At 71.4% G+C, this 17,211-nt stretch carries 18 protein-coding genes; 5 read left to right on the top strand and 13 right to left on the bottom strand.

Annotated features, from left to right (window positions below; genetic code table 11):
• Window positions 1-41 precede the first annotated feature (41 nt).
• The 6 genes from FBY21_RS03555 to FBY21_RS03530 form a co-directional block, all read right to left on the bottom strand.
• Window positions 42-878, bottom strand: a complete 837-nt coding sequence (locus FBY21_RS03555; RefSeq protein ID WP_069562738.1) for an AraC family transcriptional regulator — start codon at window positions 876-878, stop codon at window positions 42-44.
• 99 nt (window positions 879-977) lie between these two features.
• A complete protein-coding gene (locus tag FBY21_RS03550) occupies window positions 978-1,901 on the bottom strand; it encodes a pyridoxal-phosphate dependent enzyme (protein ID WP_142008665.1) in 924 nt (307 codons plus the stop codon).
• Between the two features lie 72 nt (window positions 1,902-1,973).
• Window positions 1,974-2,237: a hypothetical protein gene (locus FBY21_RS03545; RefSeq protein WP_069565791.1), complete on the bottom strand. Its 264-nt coding sequence runs from the start codon at window positions 2,235-2,237 to the stop codon at window positions 1,974-1,976.
• A 123-nt stretch (window positions 2,238-2,360) separates the two neighbouring features.
• Complete coding sequence (locus tag FBY21_RS03540; RefSeq protein ID WP_142008663.1) at window positions 2,361-3,566, bottom strand: MFS transporter; 1,206 nt, start codon at window positions 3,564-3,566, stop codon at window positions 2,361-2,363.
• 108 nt (window positions 3,567-3,674) lie between these two features.
• On the bottom strand, window positions 3,675-4,571 hold the full coding sequence (locus FBY21_RS03535; protein WP_142008661.1) for a LysR family transcriptional regulator: 897 nt from the start codon (window positions 4,569-4,571) through the stop codon (window positions 3,675-3,677).
• Window position 4,572: 1 nt separating this feature from the next.
• Window positions 4,573-5,499 (bottom strand): LysR family transcriptional regulator, encoded by a 927-nt coding sequence (locus tag FBY21_RS03530; protein WP_142008659.1) that lies wholly within the window; start codon window positions 5,497-5,499, stop codon window positions 4,573-4,575.
• An 85-nt stretch (window positions 5,500-5,584) separates the two neighbouring features.
• Between FBY21_RS03530 and FBY21_RS03525 the strand changes: the two genes are divergently transcribed.
• The 3 genes from FBY21_RS03525 (at window position 5,585) to FBY21_RS03515 (ending at window position 8,364) form a co-directional block, all read left to right on the top strand.
• Window positions 5,585-6,514, top strand: a complete 930-nt coding sequence (locus FBY21_RS03525) for a carbon-nitrogen hydrolase family protein (RefSeq protein WP_044399570.1) — start codon at window positions 5,585-5,587, stop codon at window positions 6,512-6,514.
• 78 nt (window positions 6,515-6,592) lie between these two features.
• Window positions 6,593-7,090, top strand: a complete 498-nt coding sequence (locus tag FBY21_RS03520; protein ID WP_142008656.1) for a methyltransferase family protein — start codon at window positions 6,593-6,595, stop codon at window positions 7,088-7,090.
• Between the two features lie 86 nt (window positions 7,091-7,176).
• On the top strand, window positions 7,177-8,364 hold the full coding sequence (locus FBY21_RS03515) for a GGDEF domain-containing protein (RefSeq protein ID WP_142008653.1): 1,188 nt from the start codon (window positions 7,177-7,179) through the stop codon (window positions 8,362-8,364).
• Between the two features lie 13 nt (window positions 8,365-8,377).
• Here FBY21_RS03515 and FBY21_RS03510 read toward each other — a convergent pair whose 3' ends face one another.
• The 5 genes from FBY21_RS03510 to FBY21_RS03490 are packed head-to-tail and all read right to left on the bottom strand — an operon-like array spanning window position 8,378 to window position 12,789.
• Window positions 8,378-9,127, bottom strand: a complete 750-nt coding sequence (locus tag FBY21_RS03510) for an ABC transporter permease (RefSeq protein WP_044399579.1) — start codon at window positions 9,125-9,127, stop codon at window positions 8,378-8,380.
• The gene (locus FBY21_RS03505) at window positions 9,124-10,323 is read right to left on the bottom strand and encodes an ABC transporter substrate-binding protein (protein WP_044399583.1); all 1,200 of its coding nucleotides are present in this window, start codon (window positions 10,321-10,323) and stop codon (window positions 9,124-9,126) included. The genes FBY21_RS03510 and FBY21_RS03505 overlap by 4 nt, the downstream gene beginning before the upstream one ends.
• Complete coding sequence (locus FBY21_RS03500; RefSeq protein ID WP_142008650.1) at window positions 10,289-11,125, bottom strand: ABC transporter ATP-binding protein; 837 nt, start codon at window positions 11,123-11,125, stop codon at window positions 10,289-10,291. The genes FBY21_RS03505 and FBY21_RS03500 overlap by 35 nt, the downstream gene beginning before the upstream one ends.
• Entirely contained in the window at window positions 11,122-12,198 is a 1,077-nt protein-coding gene (locus FBY21_RS03495) for an acyl-CoA dehydrogenase family protein (RefSeq protein WP_142008648.1), read from the bottom strand. The genes FBY21_RS03500 and FBY21_RS03495 overlap by 4 nt, the downstream gene beginning before the upstream one ends.
• A gap of 30 nt (window positions 12,199-12,228) precedes the next feature.
• Complete coding sequence (locus FBY21_RS03490) at window positions 12,229-12,789, bottom strand: carboxymuconolactone decarboxylase family protein (RefSeq protein WP_142008645.1); 561 nt, start codon at window positions 12,787-12,789, stop codon at window positions 12,229-12,231.
• Between the two features lie 106 nt (window positions 12,790-12,895).
• Here FBY21_RS03490 and FBY21_RS03485 point away from each other — a divergent pair, with 106 nt between their 5' ends.
• A complete protein-coding gene (locus FBY21_RS03485) occupies window positions 12,896-13,810 on the top strand; it encodes an AraC family transcriptional regulator (RefSeq protein WP_044399595.1) in 915 nt (304 codons plus the stop codon).
• Window positions 13,811-13,894: 84 nt separating this feature from the next.
• On the top strand, window positions 13,895-14,278 hold the full coding sequence (locus FBY21_RS03480) for a hypothetical protein (protein ID WP_142008643.1): 384 nt from the start codon (window positions 13,895-13,897) through the stop codon (window positions 14,276-14,278).
• A gap of 11 nt (window positions 14,279-14,289) precedes the next feature.
• Here the strand turns inward: FBY21_RS03480 and FBY21_RS03475 are convergent, their stop codons facing one another.
• Both FBY21_RS03475 and FBY21_RS03470 read right to left on the bottom strand, forming a co-directional pair.
• Window positions 14,290-16,755, bottom strand: coding sequence for a glycogen/starch/alpha-glucan phosphorylase (locus tag FBY21_RS03475; protein ID WP_142008641.1), 2,466 nt, complete (start codon window positions 16,753-16,755; stop codon window positions 14,290-14,292).
• A gap of 15 nt (window positions 16,756-16,770) precedes the next feature.
• Window positions 16,771-17,163, bottom strand: a complete 393-nt coding sequence (locus tag FBY21_RS03470; RefSeq protein WP_142008639.1) for a DUF2513 domain-containing protein — start codon at window positions 17,161-17,163, stop codon at window positions 16,771-16,773.
• Window positions 17,164-17,211 lie beyond the last annotated feature (48 nt).

Genomic DNA, 17,211 nt, shown 5'->3' with positions numbered 1-17,211 from the left:
CTCCGGAGTGGGGAGCCCCCATCTTCCGGCCCGCCGGCCGCTCAGTCTGGAAGGCGTGTGCAGCGCCGACGGTAGTCCGCCGGGGTCAGCCGGTAGGCCCGGCGGAACCAGCGCCCCAGGTGGCTCTGGTCGGCAAAGCCGAGCGCGCTGGCCACCTCGGCGGGCGTCTGCCCCCGGGCCAGCAGTTGCCGCGCCCGGCTCAGGCGCAGCTGGATCAGGTAGGCGTGGGGTGCCAGGCCGAAGGCGGCCTTGAAGGCGCGGCTGAGGCGGAAGCGGTCCACCCCCACGGCCAGCGCCAGGTCGTCCAGGCCGATGTCTTCACCCAGGTGGGCCTGCAGGTAGTCCCGCGCCCGTAGCGCCACCAGCGGCAGGCGCGGGTCCTGGCGCTGCCGGCTGCGCCAGTGCAGGTGATCGGTCATGCGCACCAGCAACTGGTCCACCGCGGCCTGGCGCAGCATGCGCAGCTCCTGCTGGTGCAGGGCGCGAAAGGCGGTCAGCGTCGCCAGCGCCAGCTGCGGGTCGCTGGCGAGGGTGCCCGCGAAGCTGGGCTGGCAATGGGCCGGGGCGTCCTCGAACAGGCTGCGCAGCTCGCGTTCCAGCCAGTCCGGCTCCAGGTAGAGCATGGAATAGGTGAAGCCATCCTCGGTGGGCGCATGCCCGTCATGGACCTCCCCCGGCTCCAGCAGGAACACCTGGCCCGGGGTGCTGGTGTGCCGTGCACGCCGGCAATGGAACTGCTGCACGCCCTGCTCGGTGACACCCACCAGGTAGCTGTCGTGCCAATGCGGGTCATAGGCGTGCCCGCGAAAGTGCGCGCGCAGCGTCTCGATGCCGGTGCCGGCATCCTGCTTGAGATCGATCCAGTTGCCATCCGCCATGGGCGCGCTCCGCTCAGCCAGGGGGCCATCCTGCACCGCAGGGGGTGCGGCCCGCCATTATCGGCCGCCCAGCGGCGCTGTCTGGAAGATTCGTGCAGCTCAGTCGGCGGCCTGGGCGTGCCAGGCGCGGATCTGTTCCAGGCTGGCGGTCACCCCGCCGCAGACCACCACCAGCACGTCGTCGAGATCTTCCAGCGCCGGGCATTCCCCGTAGAGCGCGGCCAGCGCTGCGCCGCAGGCCGGCTCCACCAGCAGGCGGTGATCGTCGAGGAAGCGCTCGCAGGCCTGCAGTGCCTCGCGGTCGCTGACCCGATGGCTGCGCACGGGGTGCAGCCGCGCCAGCTCGACGGCACGGTCGCACACGCGGCGCGCCGCCAGGGAGCCGGCGCAGGTGGCCAGCGTGTCCAGGGTCACCGCCGTGCCGGCCTCCCGCGCAGCGGCGAAGGACGCGGCGCCCCGGGTTTCCACCGTCACCACCGGCACATCGTCCCAGCCGTTGCGGCGCAGGCCCTCCACCACGCCGCTGAACAGGCCGCCACCGCCCACCGAGAGCACCATGGCGCCGGGCCGGGGGCCCTGGCGCACGGCCTCGTCCACCAGGCTGGCGTGGCCGCTCCAGAGCAGCGGGTCATCGAAGGGGTGGATGAAGGCGTCCTCCGGGCCCACCAGGGACAGCGCCAGTTCGTTGGCCTCGTGCCAGGCGGCGCCGTGCACCCGCAGGTCCGCGCCTTCGCGGCGCAGGGCTTCGCGGGCGCGCTCCGGCGTGTTCTCCGGCACCACCACCGTCACCGGGACGCCCAGCTGGCGCCCGGCAAAGGTCATCGCCAGCCCGGCATTACCGCCGGAGGAGCAGATGAAACGCCGCTTGCCCGCCCGCGCGTGCACCTCGCAGGCGGCACCGACGCCGCGGATCTTGAACGAACCGGGCGGCTGCAGCGCCTCCAGCTTGAGCCGGACGCGCCGCCCGGCGGCTGCGGAGAGCGGGTGGGAGTGGATCAACGGGGTTTCGATGTGCAAGGCCATGGCAACGCTCGGGCAGGAAGGACCCGCCGAAGGTGCCGCCCGCCAGCGGGCCGGTCTTGTACGTTATTGCGCTCAGGCCCGGCGACGCAGGGTGCCGAAGCACAGGCGCGCGCCCACGGCGCCTTCGAACTCCTCCGCCAGGGCCCGGCTGAGGGCCCGCACCGCCGGGGCGCCATCCAGTTCGCGGGCCGGTACGCAGAGAGTGAACACATCACCCAGGGCGCGGTGGGTGAATTGCAGGGCCAGCTCCGCCACGCCGTGGCGGGAGACCTCGCAGCGGTAGTCCGGCAAATGGAGGGTGAACAAGCGGGCTATGTCGTCCTTGGCCAGTTTCATCGGTTCGCTCCCTGCGATCGTTTCAAGAGCCGACCCGGCGGGTCGGGATACAGGAGCCTAGGCCAGCCGGCAGCGGAATGTTGTCGGCTGGTTCAAGGAAATCCGCTGGCACTGGTCCGCCAGTCAGACGGGGGTCACCCGGGGCCGGCCCACCAGGACGAAGGCCAGCAGCGCCAGCGCCGGCAGCCCCGCGCCAAGCCCGGCGACCAGCAACCAGCCGCCCTGTTCGTAGGCCAGGCTGGCCACCGCCGAGCCGAGGGCGCCGCCGATGAAGATGCTGGTCATGTACAGCGCGTTGAGGCGCCCGCGGCTGCTGGCGTCCAGGGCGTAGACCTCGCGCTGGCCGAGCACCATGTTCATCTGCACGGCGAAGTCCAGCAGTACCCCGGTCAGGGCCAGCCCCACCACGCCCAGGGGCAGGCCCGGCAAGCCGGGGATGAAGCTCAGCACCGCCAGCCCCATCGCCAGGAACGACAGGCGCTGGGTGTGCCCGGCGTCCGCCAGGCGCCCGGCGATGGGGGCCGCGATGGCGCCGATGGCCCCTACCAGGGCGAACAGGGCGATCTGCGACTGCGACAGGCCGTGGACCCGCGCCAGCTCAACGGGCGCCGTGGTCCAGAACAGGCTGAACGCGGCGAACAGCAACGCCTGGTACAACGCCCGGCGGCGCAGCACCGGCTCGCGCTGGAGCAGGTGCCAGAGGGAGGCCAGCAACTGGCCGTAGCTGGCCTTGTGGGCCGGGCGATGGTCGGGCAGCGCCACGCGCACCACCCCGGCGATCAGCAGCATCAGGCCCGCCGCCGCGAAGAACACCGTGCGCCAGCCGAAGTGGTCCGCCACCAGGCTGGACAGCGGCCGCGCCAGCAGGATGCCCAGCAGCAGGCCGCCCATGATGCCGCCCACCACCCGGCCGCGACTGGCCTCGGGTGCCAGGTGCGCCGCCAGGGGGATCAGCATCTGCACCGACACCGAGCTGAAGCCGATCAGCGCCGAGGCCAGCAGCAGCCCGCCCGGCCGCTCGGTGAAGCCCACCGCCAGCAGGCTGAAGAAGGTCACCGCCAGGGTCGCCAGCACCAGCCGGCGGTTCTCCAGCAGGTCCGCCAGGGGCACCAGGAAGAACAGCCCCAGGGCATAGCCGACCTGGGTGAGGGAGACGATCAGGCTGGCGCCGTGGCTGGACAGCCCCACATCCGGGGCGATCAGTTCGATGATCGGCTGGGCGTAGTAGATGTTCGCCACGATGGCGCCGCAGCACAGCGCGAAGAGCATCACCAACCCGCGCCCCAGGGCATGGGCAACGGGTGAGTGGGCAAGGGTCTGGGTGTTCATCGCAATCCTCGGGTTGGCAGGGAACCTGGCGCCAAGGTTATGCGCCCCGCCCCACCGACTGAATCCGCCCCCACCGCAACATGGCGTTGCGTGCGGCGCAACGTAGCTTCACAACTGCTCCGCCACGAACGCCATGAACGCGGCGATGCGCCGCGAACCCCGGTGATTGGGCAGGTACAGGGCGGTCACCTGGGGCTGCGAGTCGTCCGGGTTGACCGACCAGCCGGGCAGCAGTTCGCACAGGCGCCCGTCCGCCAGCTCCGCCTCGGCGAGCCAGTCGGGCAGCAGCGCCAGGCCGGCGCCGGCCAGGGCCGCGTCACGCAACACGTCGATGTTGTTGCTGCGCAGACGGCCGTGTACCGGCACCTGCAGGCGCGTCCCGGCGGCGTCGTGGAAGGTCCAGCACTGCCGGGCGCGGCCGAAGTCGAAGCGCAGGCAGTCATGCCCGGCCAGCTCCCGGGGGTGCTCCGGCGTGCCGCGCTGGGCCAGGTAGCCGGGGCTGGCCACCACGCGGCGACGGAACTGCCCGAGGGGCCGCGCCACCACGCCGTCCATGGGCGCCGGCACGCCGAGGCGGATGGACACGTCGACACGCTCCCCCAGCAGGTCGACGATCTCGTCGGTCAGGGTCAGGTCCAGCTCCAGGCGCGGGTACTGCTGCAGCCAGGCGCCCAAGCGCGGCGACAGCCGGTGGCGGCCGAAGGACACCGGCGCGGAGACCCGCAGCGGCCCGCTGGGCTCGTCCCCGCCATCGCTCACGGCGGCGTCGGCCTCGGCCAGCTGTTCGAGGATCTGCCGCGCGCTGAGGTAATAGCTGGTGCCCGCCTCGGTCACCGTGACCTGGCGCGGCGAACGGTTCAGCAGCACCGCGCCCAGCTCGCGCTCCAGCCCGTCCACCGCGCGGGTCACCGAGGAGGTGGCCAGCCCCAGCTGGCGGGCGGCGGCGGAAAAGCCCCGGCAATCGACGGTGGCGACGAACAGCTTGAGGGCCAGCAACTTGTCCATCTCAGGCTCCTTGGGACGGGGTCAGGGGGAAGCAGGCTTCGATGGCCTCGCGGACCAGCGCCACGGCGCGGTCCTCCAGGGCGCGGGGTCGCCAGCCCAGCTCGATGGGGTAGCGCCGCAGCGCCAGCGGGCAGGCCAGCACCCGCAGGCCGCTGACGCGGGCCACCGCTTTGGCGGCATGGGCCGGCACCGTGGCCAGGGCCGGCGTGCCCTTGAGCAGATAGGGCAAGGCGGCGAAGTGGGTGGTGGAGGCCAGCACCCGGCGGCTGCGCCCGAGGGCGGCCAGGGCCTCGTCGACGATGCCGATGAAGCCGCCGGAGGAAATCAGCAGGTGCGGGCTGGCGACGAAGCGTTCCAGGTCCAGCGCCCCGGCATCGCCGAACCCCTCGGGGTCGACCACGCAGGCGTAGCCACCCTCCCCCAGCAAGGCGCGGCTCAGGCCCTGGCTGGTGATGCCGCCGGAGGTGATCGCCAGGTCCACCTGGCGCTCCATCAGCGCGGCGTTGACGATCTGGCTGTGGGTCTGGCGGAAGATCAGCCGCAGCTGCGGCGCCCGCCGCGCCACCTGGGCCAGCAGCCGGGGCGCGAGGGCGATCTCGAAGTCGTCGGAGAGCCCCACCGTCACCGAGCGTCCGCTGAAGTCGCCGCCCTCCGGGGCCACCAGGTCGAGGCTCTGGCGCACCCGGTCCAAGGCCTCGCTGATCACCGGCTTGAGCTGGTCCGCCAGCAGGGTCGGCGCCAAGCCGCGCCCGGTGCGCTGGAACAGCGCATCGCCGTAGAGCAGGCGCAGGCGCCCGAGGGCCGCGCTGACCGCCGACTGGGTCAGCCCCAGGCGCACCGAGGCGCGGCTGGCGCTGCCTTCTTCGTGGAGGGCCTCGAAGACCTTGAGCAGGTTCAGGTCGGCCTGTTCGATATTCATGCGCTTCATATCGATTAGCAGCGAATCGCCATTCATTGCGGGAAGCGGGGCTTATAGCATCCCCGTCATCCCTCACCAAGCAAGGACCCACGCCATGCCCCGCCGCACCGTCGCCGCCCTGCAGATCGGCTCCCTGCCGGAAGGCAAGCAGGCCACCCTGGACCTCATCCTCTCCTACGAACAGGCCATCCGCGACGCCGGCGCCGCCCTGGTGGTGATGCCCGAGGCGCTGCTGGGCGGCTACCCCAAGGGCGAGATCTTCGGCACCCGCCTGGGCTATCGCCTGCCGGAGGGGCGCGAGGCCTTCGCCCGCTACCACGCCAACGCCATCGACGTGCCGGGCGCCGAGACCGAGGCCCTGGCCGGCCTCTCCGCCCGCACCGGCGCCAGCCTGGTGCTGGGGGTGATCGAGCGCGCGGGCAGCTCGCTGTACTGCACGGCGCTGTTCTTCGAGCCCGGCGAAGGCCTGGTGGCACGGCACCGCAAGCTGATGCCCACGGGCACCGAGCGGCTGATCTGGGCCAAGGGCGACGGCTCCACCCTGCCGGTGGTGGACAGCGCCGCCGGCCGCCTGGGCGCCGCCATCTGCTGGGAGAACCACATGCCGCTGCTGCGCACCGCCATGTACGCCAAGGGCGTGGAACTGTGGTGCGCACCGACGGTGGACGAGCGCGAGGTGTGGCAATGCTCCATGCGCCACATCGCCCATGAGGGCCGCTGCTTCGTGATCAGCGCCTGCCAGGTGCAGCCCTCGCCCCGCGAGCTGGGCATCGAGGTGCCGGGCTGGGATGACGACCGCCCGCTGATCCAGGGCGGCAGTGTGATCGTCGACCCGCTGGGCGAGGTGCTCGCCGGCCCGCTGCGCAACGCCACCGGCCTGCTCTGCGCCGAAGTGGACACCGACCAGCTGACCCGCGCCCGCTACGACTTCGACGTGGTCGGCCACTACGCCCGCCCCGACGTCTTCGAGCTGCGGGTGGACGAACGCGCCAAGCCCGGCGTGCGCTTCGAACGGGACCAGTGAGGCGCAGGAGGCGTGCTTGACTCTGTAGCCACTCCAGGCTTGATGATGACGCCTCCCCCACCTCGCAAGGACAGCCCCATGACCCAGACACCCACCGCGCTCCCCCGTGCCCGCTGGCTGGAGCGACGCATCCCGCCGCCGCTGGTGGGGCTGGCCTGCGCCGCGCTGATGTACGGCCTGGCCCAGGTCACGCCGGGCCTGCCCTTCGCCCTGCCCCCGGCGCTGCGGCTGCTGCTCGCGCTGCTGGTGCTGGCCGCCGGCGTGGCGGTCTGCCTGGCCGGTGCCCTGGCCTTCCGCCAGGCCCGCACCACGGTCAACCCGATCCACCCCGAGCGCACCTCGGCCCTGGTCATCCGCGGCATCTACCACCGCACCCGCAACCCCATGTACCTGGGCTTCGCCCTGATGCTGCTGGGCTGGGGCCTGTGGCTCGCCGCGCCCTTCGCCCTGGCGGGCGTGGTGCTGTTCATGCTGTACATCGAGCGCTACCAGATCCCGCCGGAGGAACGCATGCTCGAACAGCTCTTCGGCGCCGACTACCTGGCCTACCGCGAGCAGGTCCGACGCTGGCTGTAGCCCCGTGAAAAGGCGCTCGCGAGGCGATGGACGGCATCGCGGGCGCCCCCTAAACTGGCCGCTCGCCATCACTCCCCGCGCGGCCCATGACCCGACTCGAACCCTTCGAATCCCCTGCCCGGCCGCGTACGCGCCACATCCCGCCCGGCCAGATGCCGGCCTTCCGCCGCTACGTGCTCGAACGCCACGGGCGCTTCCTGCTGGCGATCAACTTCATCGCGATGATCGCCTATGACTCCTACGTCCTGGCCGACGCGCTGCTGATCCCGGACATGGCCTGGAATTCGCTGTTGCTGCGCGGCGGCCTGAGCCTGGTCGGGCTGCTCAACATCTTCCTGGTGTTCCGCTACTGCCGGAGCGTGCTGGTGCGGGACATGCTGATGCCGCTCCACGACATCGTCTCCACCGTCGCCTGGTTCGAGCTGCTCAAGGCCAGCAGCTCGCCGGACGTGCCCACCTTCCTCTACGCCTCGGTGGTGTTCATCGTCCTCGGCAACCTGGGGGTGCGCTATTCGTTCCGGGGCATCCTCGCCTGCTCGATGATCATCACCGGGGTGATCTTCTGGAACGTGTGGCTGCTCCACCCGGGGAACCCCAAGGCGGTGATGATCTTCGCCCTGGTGTTCGTGCCGGTGCTGATCTTCAGCCTGGCCATCAGCTGGACCAACATCGCCGGGGTGCGCCAGGCCTTCCTGTCCGAGCAGGAGGAGCGCCGCCAGCGCGAGGAGCTGGCGCTGCTCAACCAGCGCCTGCAGGAGATGGCCAGCACCGACGCCCTCACCCGGGTCGGCAACCGCCGCGCCTTCGACCAGCACCTGGACGAGCACTGGCAGCAGATGGGCCGCAACGGCCGCCCCTTCGCCCTGCTGATGGCCGACATCGACTACTTCAAGCCCTACAACGACCACTACGGCCACCCGGCCGGGGACCAGTGCCTGCGCCAGGTGGCGGAGGCCATGGGCAGTGCGCTGCGCAGTGGGCAGGCGGAGATCTTCCGCTACGGCGGCGAGGAGTTCGTGGTGCTGCTGCAGGTCAGCGACGCGCAGGAGCTGCTGGCCATCGCCGAGCGCCTGCGCCGCGAGGTGGCGGACCTGGGGATCGACCATGGCCACCGCCCGGATGGCCTGGACCACCTCACCATCAGCCTCGGCGGCGGCCTCTCCAGCGCACCAGGGCTGGCCCATCCCCAGGACCTGCTGGCGCGCTGCGACCAGCTGCTCTACCAGGCCAAGCAGGCCGGTCGCAACCAGGCCCGCCTCGCCTCCCACGCCTGAAGCGCCCGGCGCCTCAGGTGTGCGACCAGCGCTGGTAGAGCCCCCGCGCGGCGGCATCCAGGGCAAAGCCCAGCACGCCGATCAGCAGCACCATGGCCATCAGCTCCGAATAGGCCAGGCGGTCGCGGGTGTCGAGGATGTAGTAGCCGAGCCCGGCACTGACCCCGAGCATTTCGCAGGGCACCAGCACGATCCAGAGGATGCCGATGGCCAGGCGCACGCCGGTCAGCACGTGGCCGAGCACGCCAGGCACGATCACCTTCAGCAGCATCTCCCGGCGGGTGGCGCTCAGGCTGCGGGCCAGCTGCAGCCAGCGCGGGTCCAGCTGGCGCACCCCGGCCGCGGTGTTGAGCAGGATCGGCCAGACGGCGGCGAAGGCCAGCAGGAAGTAGATGGGCTGGTCGCCCACCCCCATCAGCATCACCGCGATGGGCATCCAGGACAGCGGCGAGATCATCCGCAGGAACTGGAAGGCCGGCGTGGTGGCGGCCTCCAGGTTGCGCGAGCTGCCCACCAACAGCCCCAGGGGCACGCCCACCAGCAGCGCCAGGGACAGCCCGACGAGGATGCGCTTGAGGCTCACCCACACGTGCTCGTACAGCTCGCCGCGGTGCAGCAGCTCCTGCAGGCTGGCCAGGGTCTGCTGGGGCGAGAAGCGCGCGGCCAGGCCGTCGTCCCCGCCCCCGGCCGCCACGCCGAGCCACCACAGCAGGCCCAGGGCGGCCAGGCCGCCGAGGCCGAGGAACAGGCGGTTCAGGTTCAAACGGCGATCTCCTCGGTGCGCTCGAAGCCGCCGCCCAGGCCGAACGCCTCCAGCCCGCCGACGCCGGCCAGGGCCGCCCGCACGAAGCGGTCGTCCACCAGGTCGGCGGCGGTGGCCTTGGGGTCGAGCCCGGCGAGGAAGGACTTGTCGCCCTGGATCAGGGTGTCCTTCAGGCGGCTGACCAGCTCCTCGGTGTAGCTGGGGAAGGGATAGGGCTGGAAGTCGATGCGCTGCTCGTCCCACGCGGCATGGCGGATGGCACCGCTCTTCACGTAGCCGTCGCGCTCGCCGGCCGCCGGGGCCAGCACCTTGCCCAGCACCTCGGGGGCGTGGGGGGTGTAGCGGTTGGCGCCGTCCTTGGACAGCAGCTTCGCTGCCTCGGCACGGTTCTCGCGGGTCCAGAGCTGCGCCTTGACGATGGCGTTGACCACCTTCTGCGACCACTCGGGGCGGTTGTTCAGGTCGTGCTCGTGCATGAACACCACGCAGCAGGCGTGGTTGCGCCAGACGTCCCCGGTGAAGCGCTGCACCCGGCCGACCTTGAGGTTCTCCGCCAGGGCGTTGAACGGCTCGGCGACGATGTAGCCGTCGATGCGCTTGCTGGCCAGGGCCGGCGGCATGTCCGAGGGCGGCAGCACCACCAGGTTGACCTCGTTGGCGGCCAGGGCCGCGCCCACCGGCTTGCTCACCGGCACCAGGCCGCTGTCGCGCAGCAGCTGCTGCACCACCACGTTGTGGATGGAGTACCAGAAGGGAATCGCCACGGTGCGCCCGCCCAGCTGGGCCACCTGCTCGATGCCCGGCGCCACGGTGAGGCCGGAGCCGCCGACGTGGTTCCAGGCCACCACCTTGGCCGGCACCTTGCTGCCGTAGCGGGCCCAGACGGTCATCGGCGACAGCAGGTGGATGACGTTCACCTGGCCGGAGATGAAGGCCTCGATCACCTGCGCCCAGCTGCGCAGCAGCACCGGGCGCTCGGCCTTGATGCCCTCGGCCTCGAACAGGCCGTTGGCGTGGGCCACCAGCAGCGGCGTGGCGTCGGTGATCGGCAGGTAGCCGATGCGCACCGGCGCGTCCGGCTCGGCGGCCGCGCGGGCCTGCAGGCTGGTGAGCAGTGGCAGCGCGCCGGCGGCGGTCAGCAGCGCGCCGAGCTTGAGGATGTCACGTCGGGAATGAGAAGGATCGTCCAGGCACATCGTGGGCCTCCGTATCAGGGGTTGGGGTTCCGTTTCCGCGGCTGGCCCGCCGTAGGGTCTTGAGGATGTCGACGCGCAAGGCCCCCAGTTCCTCCACCCGCTCCGCCCGTGGCTGGGGCAGGTCCGGGGTCCACTCGCCGAGGATCCGCGCCGGGGTGTCGCCCAGTAGCAGGATGCGGTCGGAGAGCAGCAGGGCCTCGTCGATGTCATGGGTGATCAGCACGGCGGCGGTGCGCTGCTCGTGGATCAGTCGCAGCAGCAGTTGCTGCATGTCGGCGCGGGTCACCTCGTCCAGCGCGCCGAAGGGTTCGTCCAGCAGCAGCACCTCGGGGCGCCGTGCCAGGCAGCGGGCCAGCGCGGTGCGCTGGGCCATGCCGCCGGAGAGCTGCGCGGGGAAGTGGCCACGGGCGTGGGCCAGGCCCACGGCGGCAATGGCCTGCTCCACCCGCGCCTTGCGTTCGGCGGCAGCCAGCTTGGGCTGGCGGGCGAAATCCAGGCCGAAGGCCACGTTCTTCTCCAGGTTCAGCCAGGGCAGCAGGCTCGGGTCCTGGAAGGCCACCGCCACGCGCGGGTGGGGGCCGTCCAGCGGCTCGCCGTGGAGCCGCACCTGCCCGCCGCAGGGCTGCTGCAGGCCCGCCAGCACCCGCAGCAGGCTGGATTTGCCGACGCCGCTGGGGCCGAGGATGGACACCACCTCCCCCGGCGCCAGCTGCAGGTCGAAGCGCGCCAGCACCTCCTGGCGCTGGTTGCCGCGCAGGTAGCCGAGGCGGATGCCCTCGGCCGTCAGCAACCCGTCGCTCACGCCACCACCTCGCGGGCCTGGCGGTTCAGTTCGGTACGCAGCTGCACCAGGCTGGGGGTGACGATGGGCACGAAGGCCGACTCCCGCCAGCGCCGCGCGAAGCCCGCACCGTGCTCGCTCAGGTAGGCCTTGCCGCCGCTGGCCTGCAGCTCCAGCTGGATGGCGTCGGCGACGCTCTCCGCCAGGCCGATGCGCAGGCGGAACTGTGCAGCCGGCTGGGCGAGGAAGCGGCCTTCGTCCAGCCCCTGGTGCAGTTCGCCGGCCAGGGCCTCCAGGCGGGTGCGCTGCGCGCCCAGCTCGGCCTCCAGCAGGGCCCGGCCACCGCCGTCGCCGAGGTGCGCCTGCACCTCGTCCAGGCAGCGCCTCGCCAGGCCGAGGGCCATGCCGCACTGCAGGCCGAGGAAGGCCGGGCGTACCCCCGGGAGGAAACGCCGGGCGTCTTCGTGCAGCAGCCAGGCGCGGTCGAGCTCCACCCCGGCCAGGTCAAGGGCGGCGGTGTTGCTGCCCTGCAGGCCGAGCAGGTCGAGGTCGGCGGAGCGCGCCAGGCCCGCCAGCCCGTCGGGGATCGCCAGCACCAGCGGCGGCTGGCCCTCCCCGGCTTCCACGGCGGCGGCCACCAGGAAGCCCTGGCGGCGCAGGTTGGTCACCCAGGGCAGGCGCCCGTCCAGGCGCCAGCCGTTCTCGGTGGCCTGGCTGCGCACCTGCAGCGCCTCGACGCCGCTGAGGAACTTCATGGCATTGGACAGGCCCGTGGCACCGGCCACGCGGCCGGCCAGCAGGTCGCCCAGCAGGCGCTCGCGCAGCGCCTCGTTGGGGGTGTGCAGCACGTATTCGATGAAGGCGCGCTGCCCCCACAGCACGAAGGCGGCGGTGAGCGAGTGGCCAGCCACGGCGGCGACCGTCTCGATGGCGTCGTGCAGCGTGCCGCCATCGCCGCCCAGGGCGCGGTCCACGCCGACCTTGGGCAGGCCGGCCTGGCTGAGCGCTTGCAGCAGGGTGTCGGGGTCGCAGGCGCCGGTGTCGAGCGCCTCGGCCTGGCTGTCGAGCCAGTGGCTCAGGTTGGGGTCCAGCATGTCGATCTCCTGATCATCGGCGTCCGGGGCTCAGGCCCCCGGACGTTGCCAGCGGTACCTGGCCAGCTCGTCATTGAGCGGCGTACGGGCGAAGACGTTGGCGAAGTTGCAAAGCGTAGCCAGGCTCACGCCGAGGATCACCTCCAGGGCGTTGCCGTCGGTGAAGCCGGCTGCGCGGAAGGCGGCGAAGTCAGCGTCGCTGACATCGCCCCGGGTGGCGATCACGGCCTGGGTGAAGGCCGCCAGGGCCTCCAGGCGCGCCTCGGGCAGGGGCGCCATTTCCCGCAGGGCACTGACCACCTCGGCCGGCAGTTTGGCCTTGTTGGTGGCGACGGCAGTGTGCCCGGCTACGCAGAAATCGCAGCCGTGGCGAGTTGCCGCAACCAGTTGCACCACTTCCCTTTCGGCCAGGTTCAGCTCAGCCTTGCCGTTCAGCGCCGAGACGTTGACGTAGGTTTCCAGGGCCGCCGGCGCATTGGCCAGCACCCCCAGCAGGTTGGGGATGAAGCCGGAGTTCTTCAGGGCGTTTTCGAGGAACGGGCGCGCCGCTTCGGGGGCGCTGTCGAGGGTCTGTACGGGCACACGGGACATGGAGTCTTCTCCTGGGTCGGTTCGGGTGCCGAAAAGTCTGTTGGTAATAAGAAACCCGTTCAATATTCTAAAGTCGCTATCACTTGCTCCTGAGTCTTTCCCTTAGATGAATTCATCCAGCCCCCTGGTCGATTGGTTATTAGAGAACCTCGAACTCGACACCAGCCTCTTCCACGTCGGCCGTTACTGCGGCGGCTGGCACGCCAGCACCCAGGGCCTGGCCCGCGCCAGCTTCCACCTGGTGGTGCAGGGGCATTGCTGGCTGCACCTGGACGACGGCAGCGAGGCGCTGCGCCTGGAGAGCGGCGACGCGGTGTTCCTGCTGCGCGACCTGGCCTACCGGCTTTCCGGCGAGGCGACGGCGGAGGCCGCCCGCGCCCAGCCGAAGGGCACCATGCAGGCCCTGGAGCCGGCCGCCGGGGATGGCGTGGGGCTGGTGTGCGGGTTCTTCCACTTCCGCCAGGGCTTGTCGGCGCTGATCGTCGAGTCGCTGCCGCCGTGGATCGTGCTGCGCAGGGGCGACCCCTCCCTGGCCGCTGCGCGCAGCCTGTTCGAGCTGATCCTGCAGGAGTGCGCGCGCCTTCCGGCGCCCTCGCCGGCCCTGCTGGAGCGCCTCAGCCACCTGCTGTTCCTCTACGTGCTGCGCCAGCAGGTGACGGACAACACCCGCCTCGGCGGGCTCGCCGCGCTGGCGCGCCAGCCGGCCTTCGCCGGGCTGCTGGAACAGCTGATCGCCCAGCCCGGCCGGGCCTGGAGCCTGGAGGAGATGGCAGCCTGCACCGGGCTGTCGCGCTCGGCGTTCTTCAAGCGCTTCCAGGAGCTGGCGGGGGAATCACCGGGGCACGTGCTGCTGGCATTGCGCATGCGCCAGGCGTGCCGCCTGCTGGACAGCGGTCGGATGGTGGCCGAGGTGGCGGATGCCGTCGGCTACCAGTCGGTGGCGGCCTTCACGCGCGCCTTTCACAAGGTCACCGGGGTGCAGCCGGGGGCGTACCGCAAGTCGTCGGGGCAGCGCGGCTAGGCGACCACCCGGCGGCCGGCTGAAACCCCGCGCCGGCCAGGCAGCTCTACCGTTCGGACCCGCCACGCCGAGAGGAGCCGCCCCATGGATCAGCCCCCGCACGACCTGCATGCCCTCCTGCAACAGATCGCCCGCCCGCTGTTCGAAGACGCCGCACGTCACGCCCTCCAGGCGGGGCTGGAAGCGGTGGTGCGCGACGAAGCCAACAGCGTGGGGCCCACCCTGTGCCTGGAGGTGGCACGCCCCGGCGAGCGGCCCAGCCGCTACCGACTGCTGGGCGACACGGCGGCCGCACGGGTGCGCCATGAATGCTTCTTCGCCAACACGGGGGAAACCCGGCGCCTGGAAGCGGCGCCGGCCTCGGTCAACGAGACGGTGCTGGATACCCGCCTGGCGGCCTTCTTCCGCGAGGCCTTCGGGCTGTCCCTGGACTACACGGCCGAGCGGCGCCAGGCGGGTTTCTGGTAGCACCCGCCGGATCAATCCCGCCGGGTCGGCACCTGCCAGATGTCCGCTGCGTACTCGCCGATGGTGCGGTCGGAGGAGAACCACCCGGCCCGCGCGGTGTTCAGCACCGCCGAGCGCCACCAGCGGTCCGGGTCCTGCCAGGCAGCGTCGACCCGGCGCTGGGCGTGCCAGTAGGCGCTGAAGTCCGCACAGAGCATGAAGCGGTCGTGGTGCACCAGGCCGTCCACCAGGCCCTGGTAGCGGCTCGGGTCGTCCGGTGAGAAGACCCCGCTGCGGATCGCCTCCAGGGCGGCGGCGAGGCGGTCGTCGGCGGCGACCACGGCCTGCATGTCCAGGTCGCCCGCGCGCACCCGCTGCTCCACCTGGCTGGCGGTGAGGCCGAAGATGAACATGTGCTCGGCACCGATCAGCTGGCTCATCTCCACGTTGGCGCCGTCCAGGGTGCCGATGGTGAGCGCACCGTTGAGGGCGAACTTCATGTTGCTGGTGCCGGAGGCTTCCAGCCCGGCAGTGGAGATCTGCTCCGACAGGTCGGCGGCGGGGATGATGGTCTCCGCCAGGCTGACGTTGTAGTTGGGCAGGAACACCACCTTCAGCAGGCCACGCACCGTGGGGTCGGCGTTGACCGTGCGGGCGATGTCGTTGGCCAGCTTGATGATCAGCTTGGCCTGCTGGTAGCTGGCGGCGGCCTTGCCGGCGAACACCTTGACCCGGGGCACCCAGTCGGTGGCCGGCTCGTTGCGGATGGCCTGGTACAGGGCCACGGTGTGCAGCAGGTTGAGCAGCTGGCGCTTGTACTCGTGGATGCGCTTGACCTGCACGTCGAACAGCGCGGTGGTGTCCAGGGTGATGCCCAGGCGCTCCTGCACCAGGGCCGCCAGCGCGGCCTTGTTCTGCTGCCGCTGGGCGGCGAAGCGCTTGCGCAGGCCCGGCTTGGCGGCCCAGGGCTCGAGGTTGCGCAGCTGGTGCTCGGGCTGGTCCAGCAGGGATTCGCCGAGGGTTTCCACCAGCAGCGCGGTGAGCCCGGGGTTCACCTGGTAGAGCCAGCGGCGGAAGGTGATGCCGTTGGTCTTGTTGCTGATGCGCTCGGGGTAGAGCCGGTGCAGGTCGCGGAACACCGTCTCGCGCATGAGGTCGGTGTGCAGCGCCGAAACGCCGTTGACGCTGTGGGAGCCAAGGAACGCCAGGTTGCCCATGCGCACCCGCCGGCCGTGCTCCTCGTCGATCAGCGAGACCGCGCGCAGCAGCGCGAAGTCATGCTCGCCGGCGGCGCGCAGGGCGTCGATGTGGAAGGCGTTGACCAGGTAGATGATCTGCATGTGGCGCGGCAGCAGCCGCTCCATCAGCGACACGGGCCAGGTCTCCAGCGCTTCGGGCAACAGGGTGTGGTTGGTGTAGGACAGCGTTGCCACCGTCATGCCCCAGGCCTCGTTCCAGGGCAGGCGGTGCTCGTCCACCAGTTGGCGCATCAGCTCGGCCACGGCGATGGCCGGGTGGGTGTCGTTGAGCTGGATCGCGGCCTTCTGCGGCAGGCTGCGGATCTCGCCATGAGCCTGCATGTGGCGGTGCAGCAGGTCCTGCAGGGAGGCGGAGACGAAGAAGAACTCCTGGCGCAGGCGCAGCTCCTGGCCGGCCTCGGTGCTGTCGGCCGGGTACAGCACCCGCGAGATGCTCTCGGCGCGCACCACGTCGGCTACGGCGCCGAAGTGGTCGCCGGCATTGAAGCGTTCCAGCTGCAGGTCCTCCATGGCCCGGGCCCGCCACAGGCGCAGGGTGTTGACGCTGGCGCCGCGCCAGCCCACCACGGGGGTGTCGTAGGCGATGGCACGCAGGGTCTCGGCGGGCTGCCAGACCTGGCGGGTGGTGCCGCCCTCCTCTTCGAGGGTCGTCACGCTGCCGCCGAAGCCGATGCCGTAGCTCACCTCGGGCCGTTCGAACTCCCAGGGGTTGCCGAAGTCCAGCCAGGTCTCGGTCTGCTCCTGCTGCCAGCCGTCGGTGATGACCTGGCGGAACAGCCCGTGCTCGTAGCGGATGCCGTAGCCGTGGGCGGCCAGGCCGAGGGTGGCCATGCTCTCCATGAAGCACGCGGCCAGCCGACCGAGGCCGCCGTTGCCCAGCGCGGCGTCGGGCTCCACCTGGCGCACTTCGTCGAAGGACACGCCGAGCCCGTCGAGGGCTTCGCGGGCGGTCTGCAGCAGGCCGAGGTTGCTCAGGCAGTCCACCAGCAGGCGGCCGATGAGGAACTCCAGGGAGAGGTAGTAGACGCGCTTGTGATCCCGGCGCGCCTGCCCGGTGCCGGCTTCCTCCCAGTTGTCCACCAGGTGGTCGCGGGCGGCCAGGGCCAGGGCCTCGAACCAGTCGTGGCGGTAGGCGCTGCCGGGGTCCTTGCCCACGGCGTAGCGCAGCTTGTCGAGGATGCGCTGGCGAAAGGCGTCCACCTCCGGGCGGGTGGCCGGGGCGTCCTGTTCTGCACTCATGGGGGCTCTCCCGGGTCAGTCGATGCGGGCGTCGGCGTGGGCCACGCGCAGGCGGCGGGCCTCGGGGATACGGGGCGGCAAGCCCTGGGCCAGCAGGCCGTCGAGGGTGATGGCGCCTTCGCGGGCCAGCAGGTCGGCCTTGCGCGCCGCCCAGGTGGCGTCGTCACCCAGGCGGTCGAGCAGGTCGTGCCCGGCCAGGGTCAGGCCGGTGGCGATCATCACCGGCTCGCCATTCCAGGGGTGGTGCGTGGCGCATTCCACCAGCCCGCCCTGGGCCAGCAGGTGCAGGTGATGGCCCACCTGCGCGGCCGAGTGCCCGTCCCAGGCGCGCGGCGCGAAGTGTCGCCCGCCCTCCAGCGCCTCGACGGCCATCAGCAGGCTGCGGATGAGGTCCCAGTCTCGTTTCATGGTGAAGTTCCTTCTGCCGAATCACGGGGTTTCGCGGCTCCCTTGGGT

The sequence above is a fragment of the Pseudomonas sp. SLBN-26 genome (assembly GCF_006715895.1).
Classification (GTDB): Bacteria; Pseudomonadota; Gammaproteobacteria; order Pseudomonadales; family Pseudomonadaceae; genus Metapseudomonas; species Metapseudomonas otitidis.
This window is presented reverse-complemented; position numbering and strand designations above follow the sequence as displayed.

Coding starts and splice junctions, on each gene's coding strand:
- FBY21_RS03550 (WP_142008665.1), bottom strand. CDS start 1,901: ATGGCCTTGCACATCGAAACCCCGTTGATCCACTCCCACCCGCTCTCC.
- FBY21_RS03470 (WP_142008639.1), bottom strand. CDS start 17,163: ATGAAACGAGACTGGGACCTCATCCGCAGCCTGCTGATGGCCGTCGAG.
- FBY21_RS03535 (WP_142008661.1), bottom strand. CDS start 4,571: ATGGACAAGTTGCTGGCCCTCAAGCTGTTCGTCGCCACCGTCGATTGC.
- FBY21_RS03520 (WP_142008656.1), top strand. CDS start 6,593: ATGACCCAGACACCCACCGCGCTCCCCCGTGCCCGCTGGCTGGAGCGA.
- FBY21_RS03555 (WP_069562738.1), bottom strand. CDS start 878: ATGGCGGATGGCAACTGGATCGATCTCAAGCAGGATGCCGGCACCGGC.
- FBY21_RS03525 (WP_044399570.1), top strand. CDS start 5,585: ATGCCCCGCCGCACCGTCGCCGCCCTGCAGATCGGCTCCCTGCCGGAA.
- FBY21_RS03490 (WP_142008645.1), bottom strand. CDS start 12,789: ATGTCCCGTGTGCCCGTACAGACCCTCGACAGCGCCCCCGAAGCGGCG.
- FBY21_RS03540 (WP_142008663.1), bottom strand. CDS start 3,566: ATGAACACCCAGACCCTTGCCCACTCACCCGTTGCCCATGCCCTGGGG.
- FBY21_RS03480 (WP_142008643.1), top strand. CDS start 13,895: ATGGATCAGCCCCCGCACGACCTGCATGCCCTCCTGCAACAGATCGCC.
- FBY21_RS03545 (WP_069565791.1), bottom strand. CDS start 2,237: ATGAAACTGGCCAAGGACGACATAGCCCGCTTGTTCACCCTCCATTTG.
- FBY21_RS03475 (WP_142008641.1), bottom strand. CDS start 16,755: ATGAGTGCAGAACAGGACGCCCCGGCCACCCGCCCGGAGGTGGACGCC.
- FBY21_RS03530 (WP_142008659.1), bottom strand. CDS start 5,499: ATGAAGCGCATGAATATCGAACAGGCCGACCTGAACCTGCTCAAGGTC.
- FBY21_RS03485 (WP_044399595.1), top strand. CDS start 12,896: ATGAATTCATCCAGCCCCCTGGTCGATTGGTTATTAGAGAACCTCGAA.
- FBY21_RS03495 (WP_142008648.1), bottom strand. CDS start 12,198: ATGCTGGACCCCAACCTGAGCCACTGGCTCGACAGCCAGGCCGAGGCG.
- FBY21_RS03515 (WP_142008653.1), top strand. CDS start 7,177: ATGACCCGACTCGAACCCTTCGAATCCCCTGCCCGGCCGCGTACGCGC.
- FBY21_RS03505 (WP_044399583.1), bottom strand. CDS start 10,323: ATGTGCCTGGACGATCCTTCTCATTCCCGACGTGACATCCTCAAGCTC.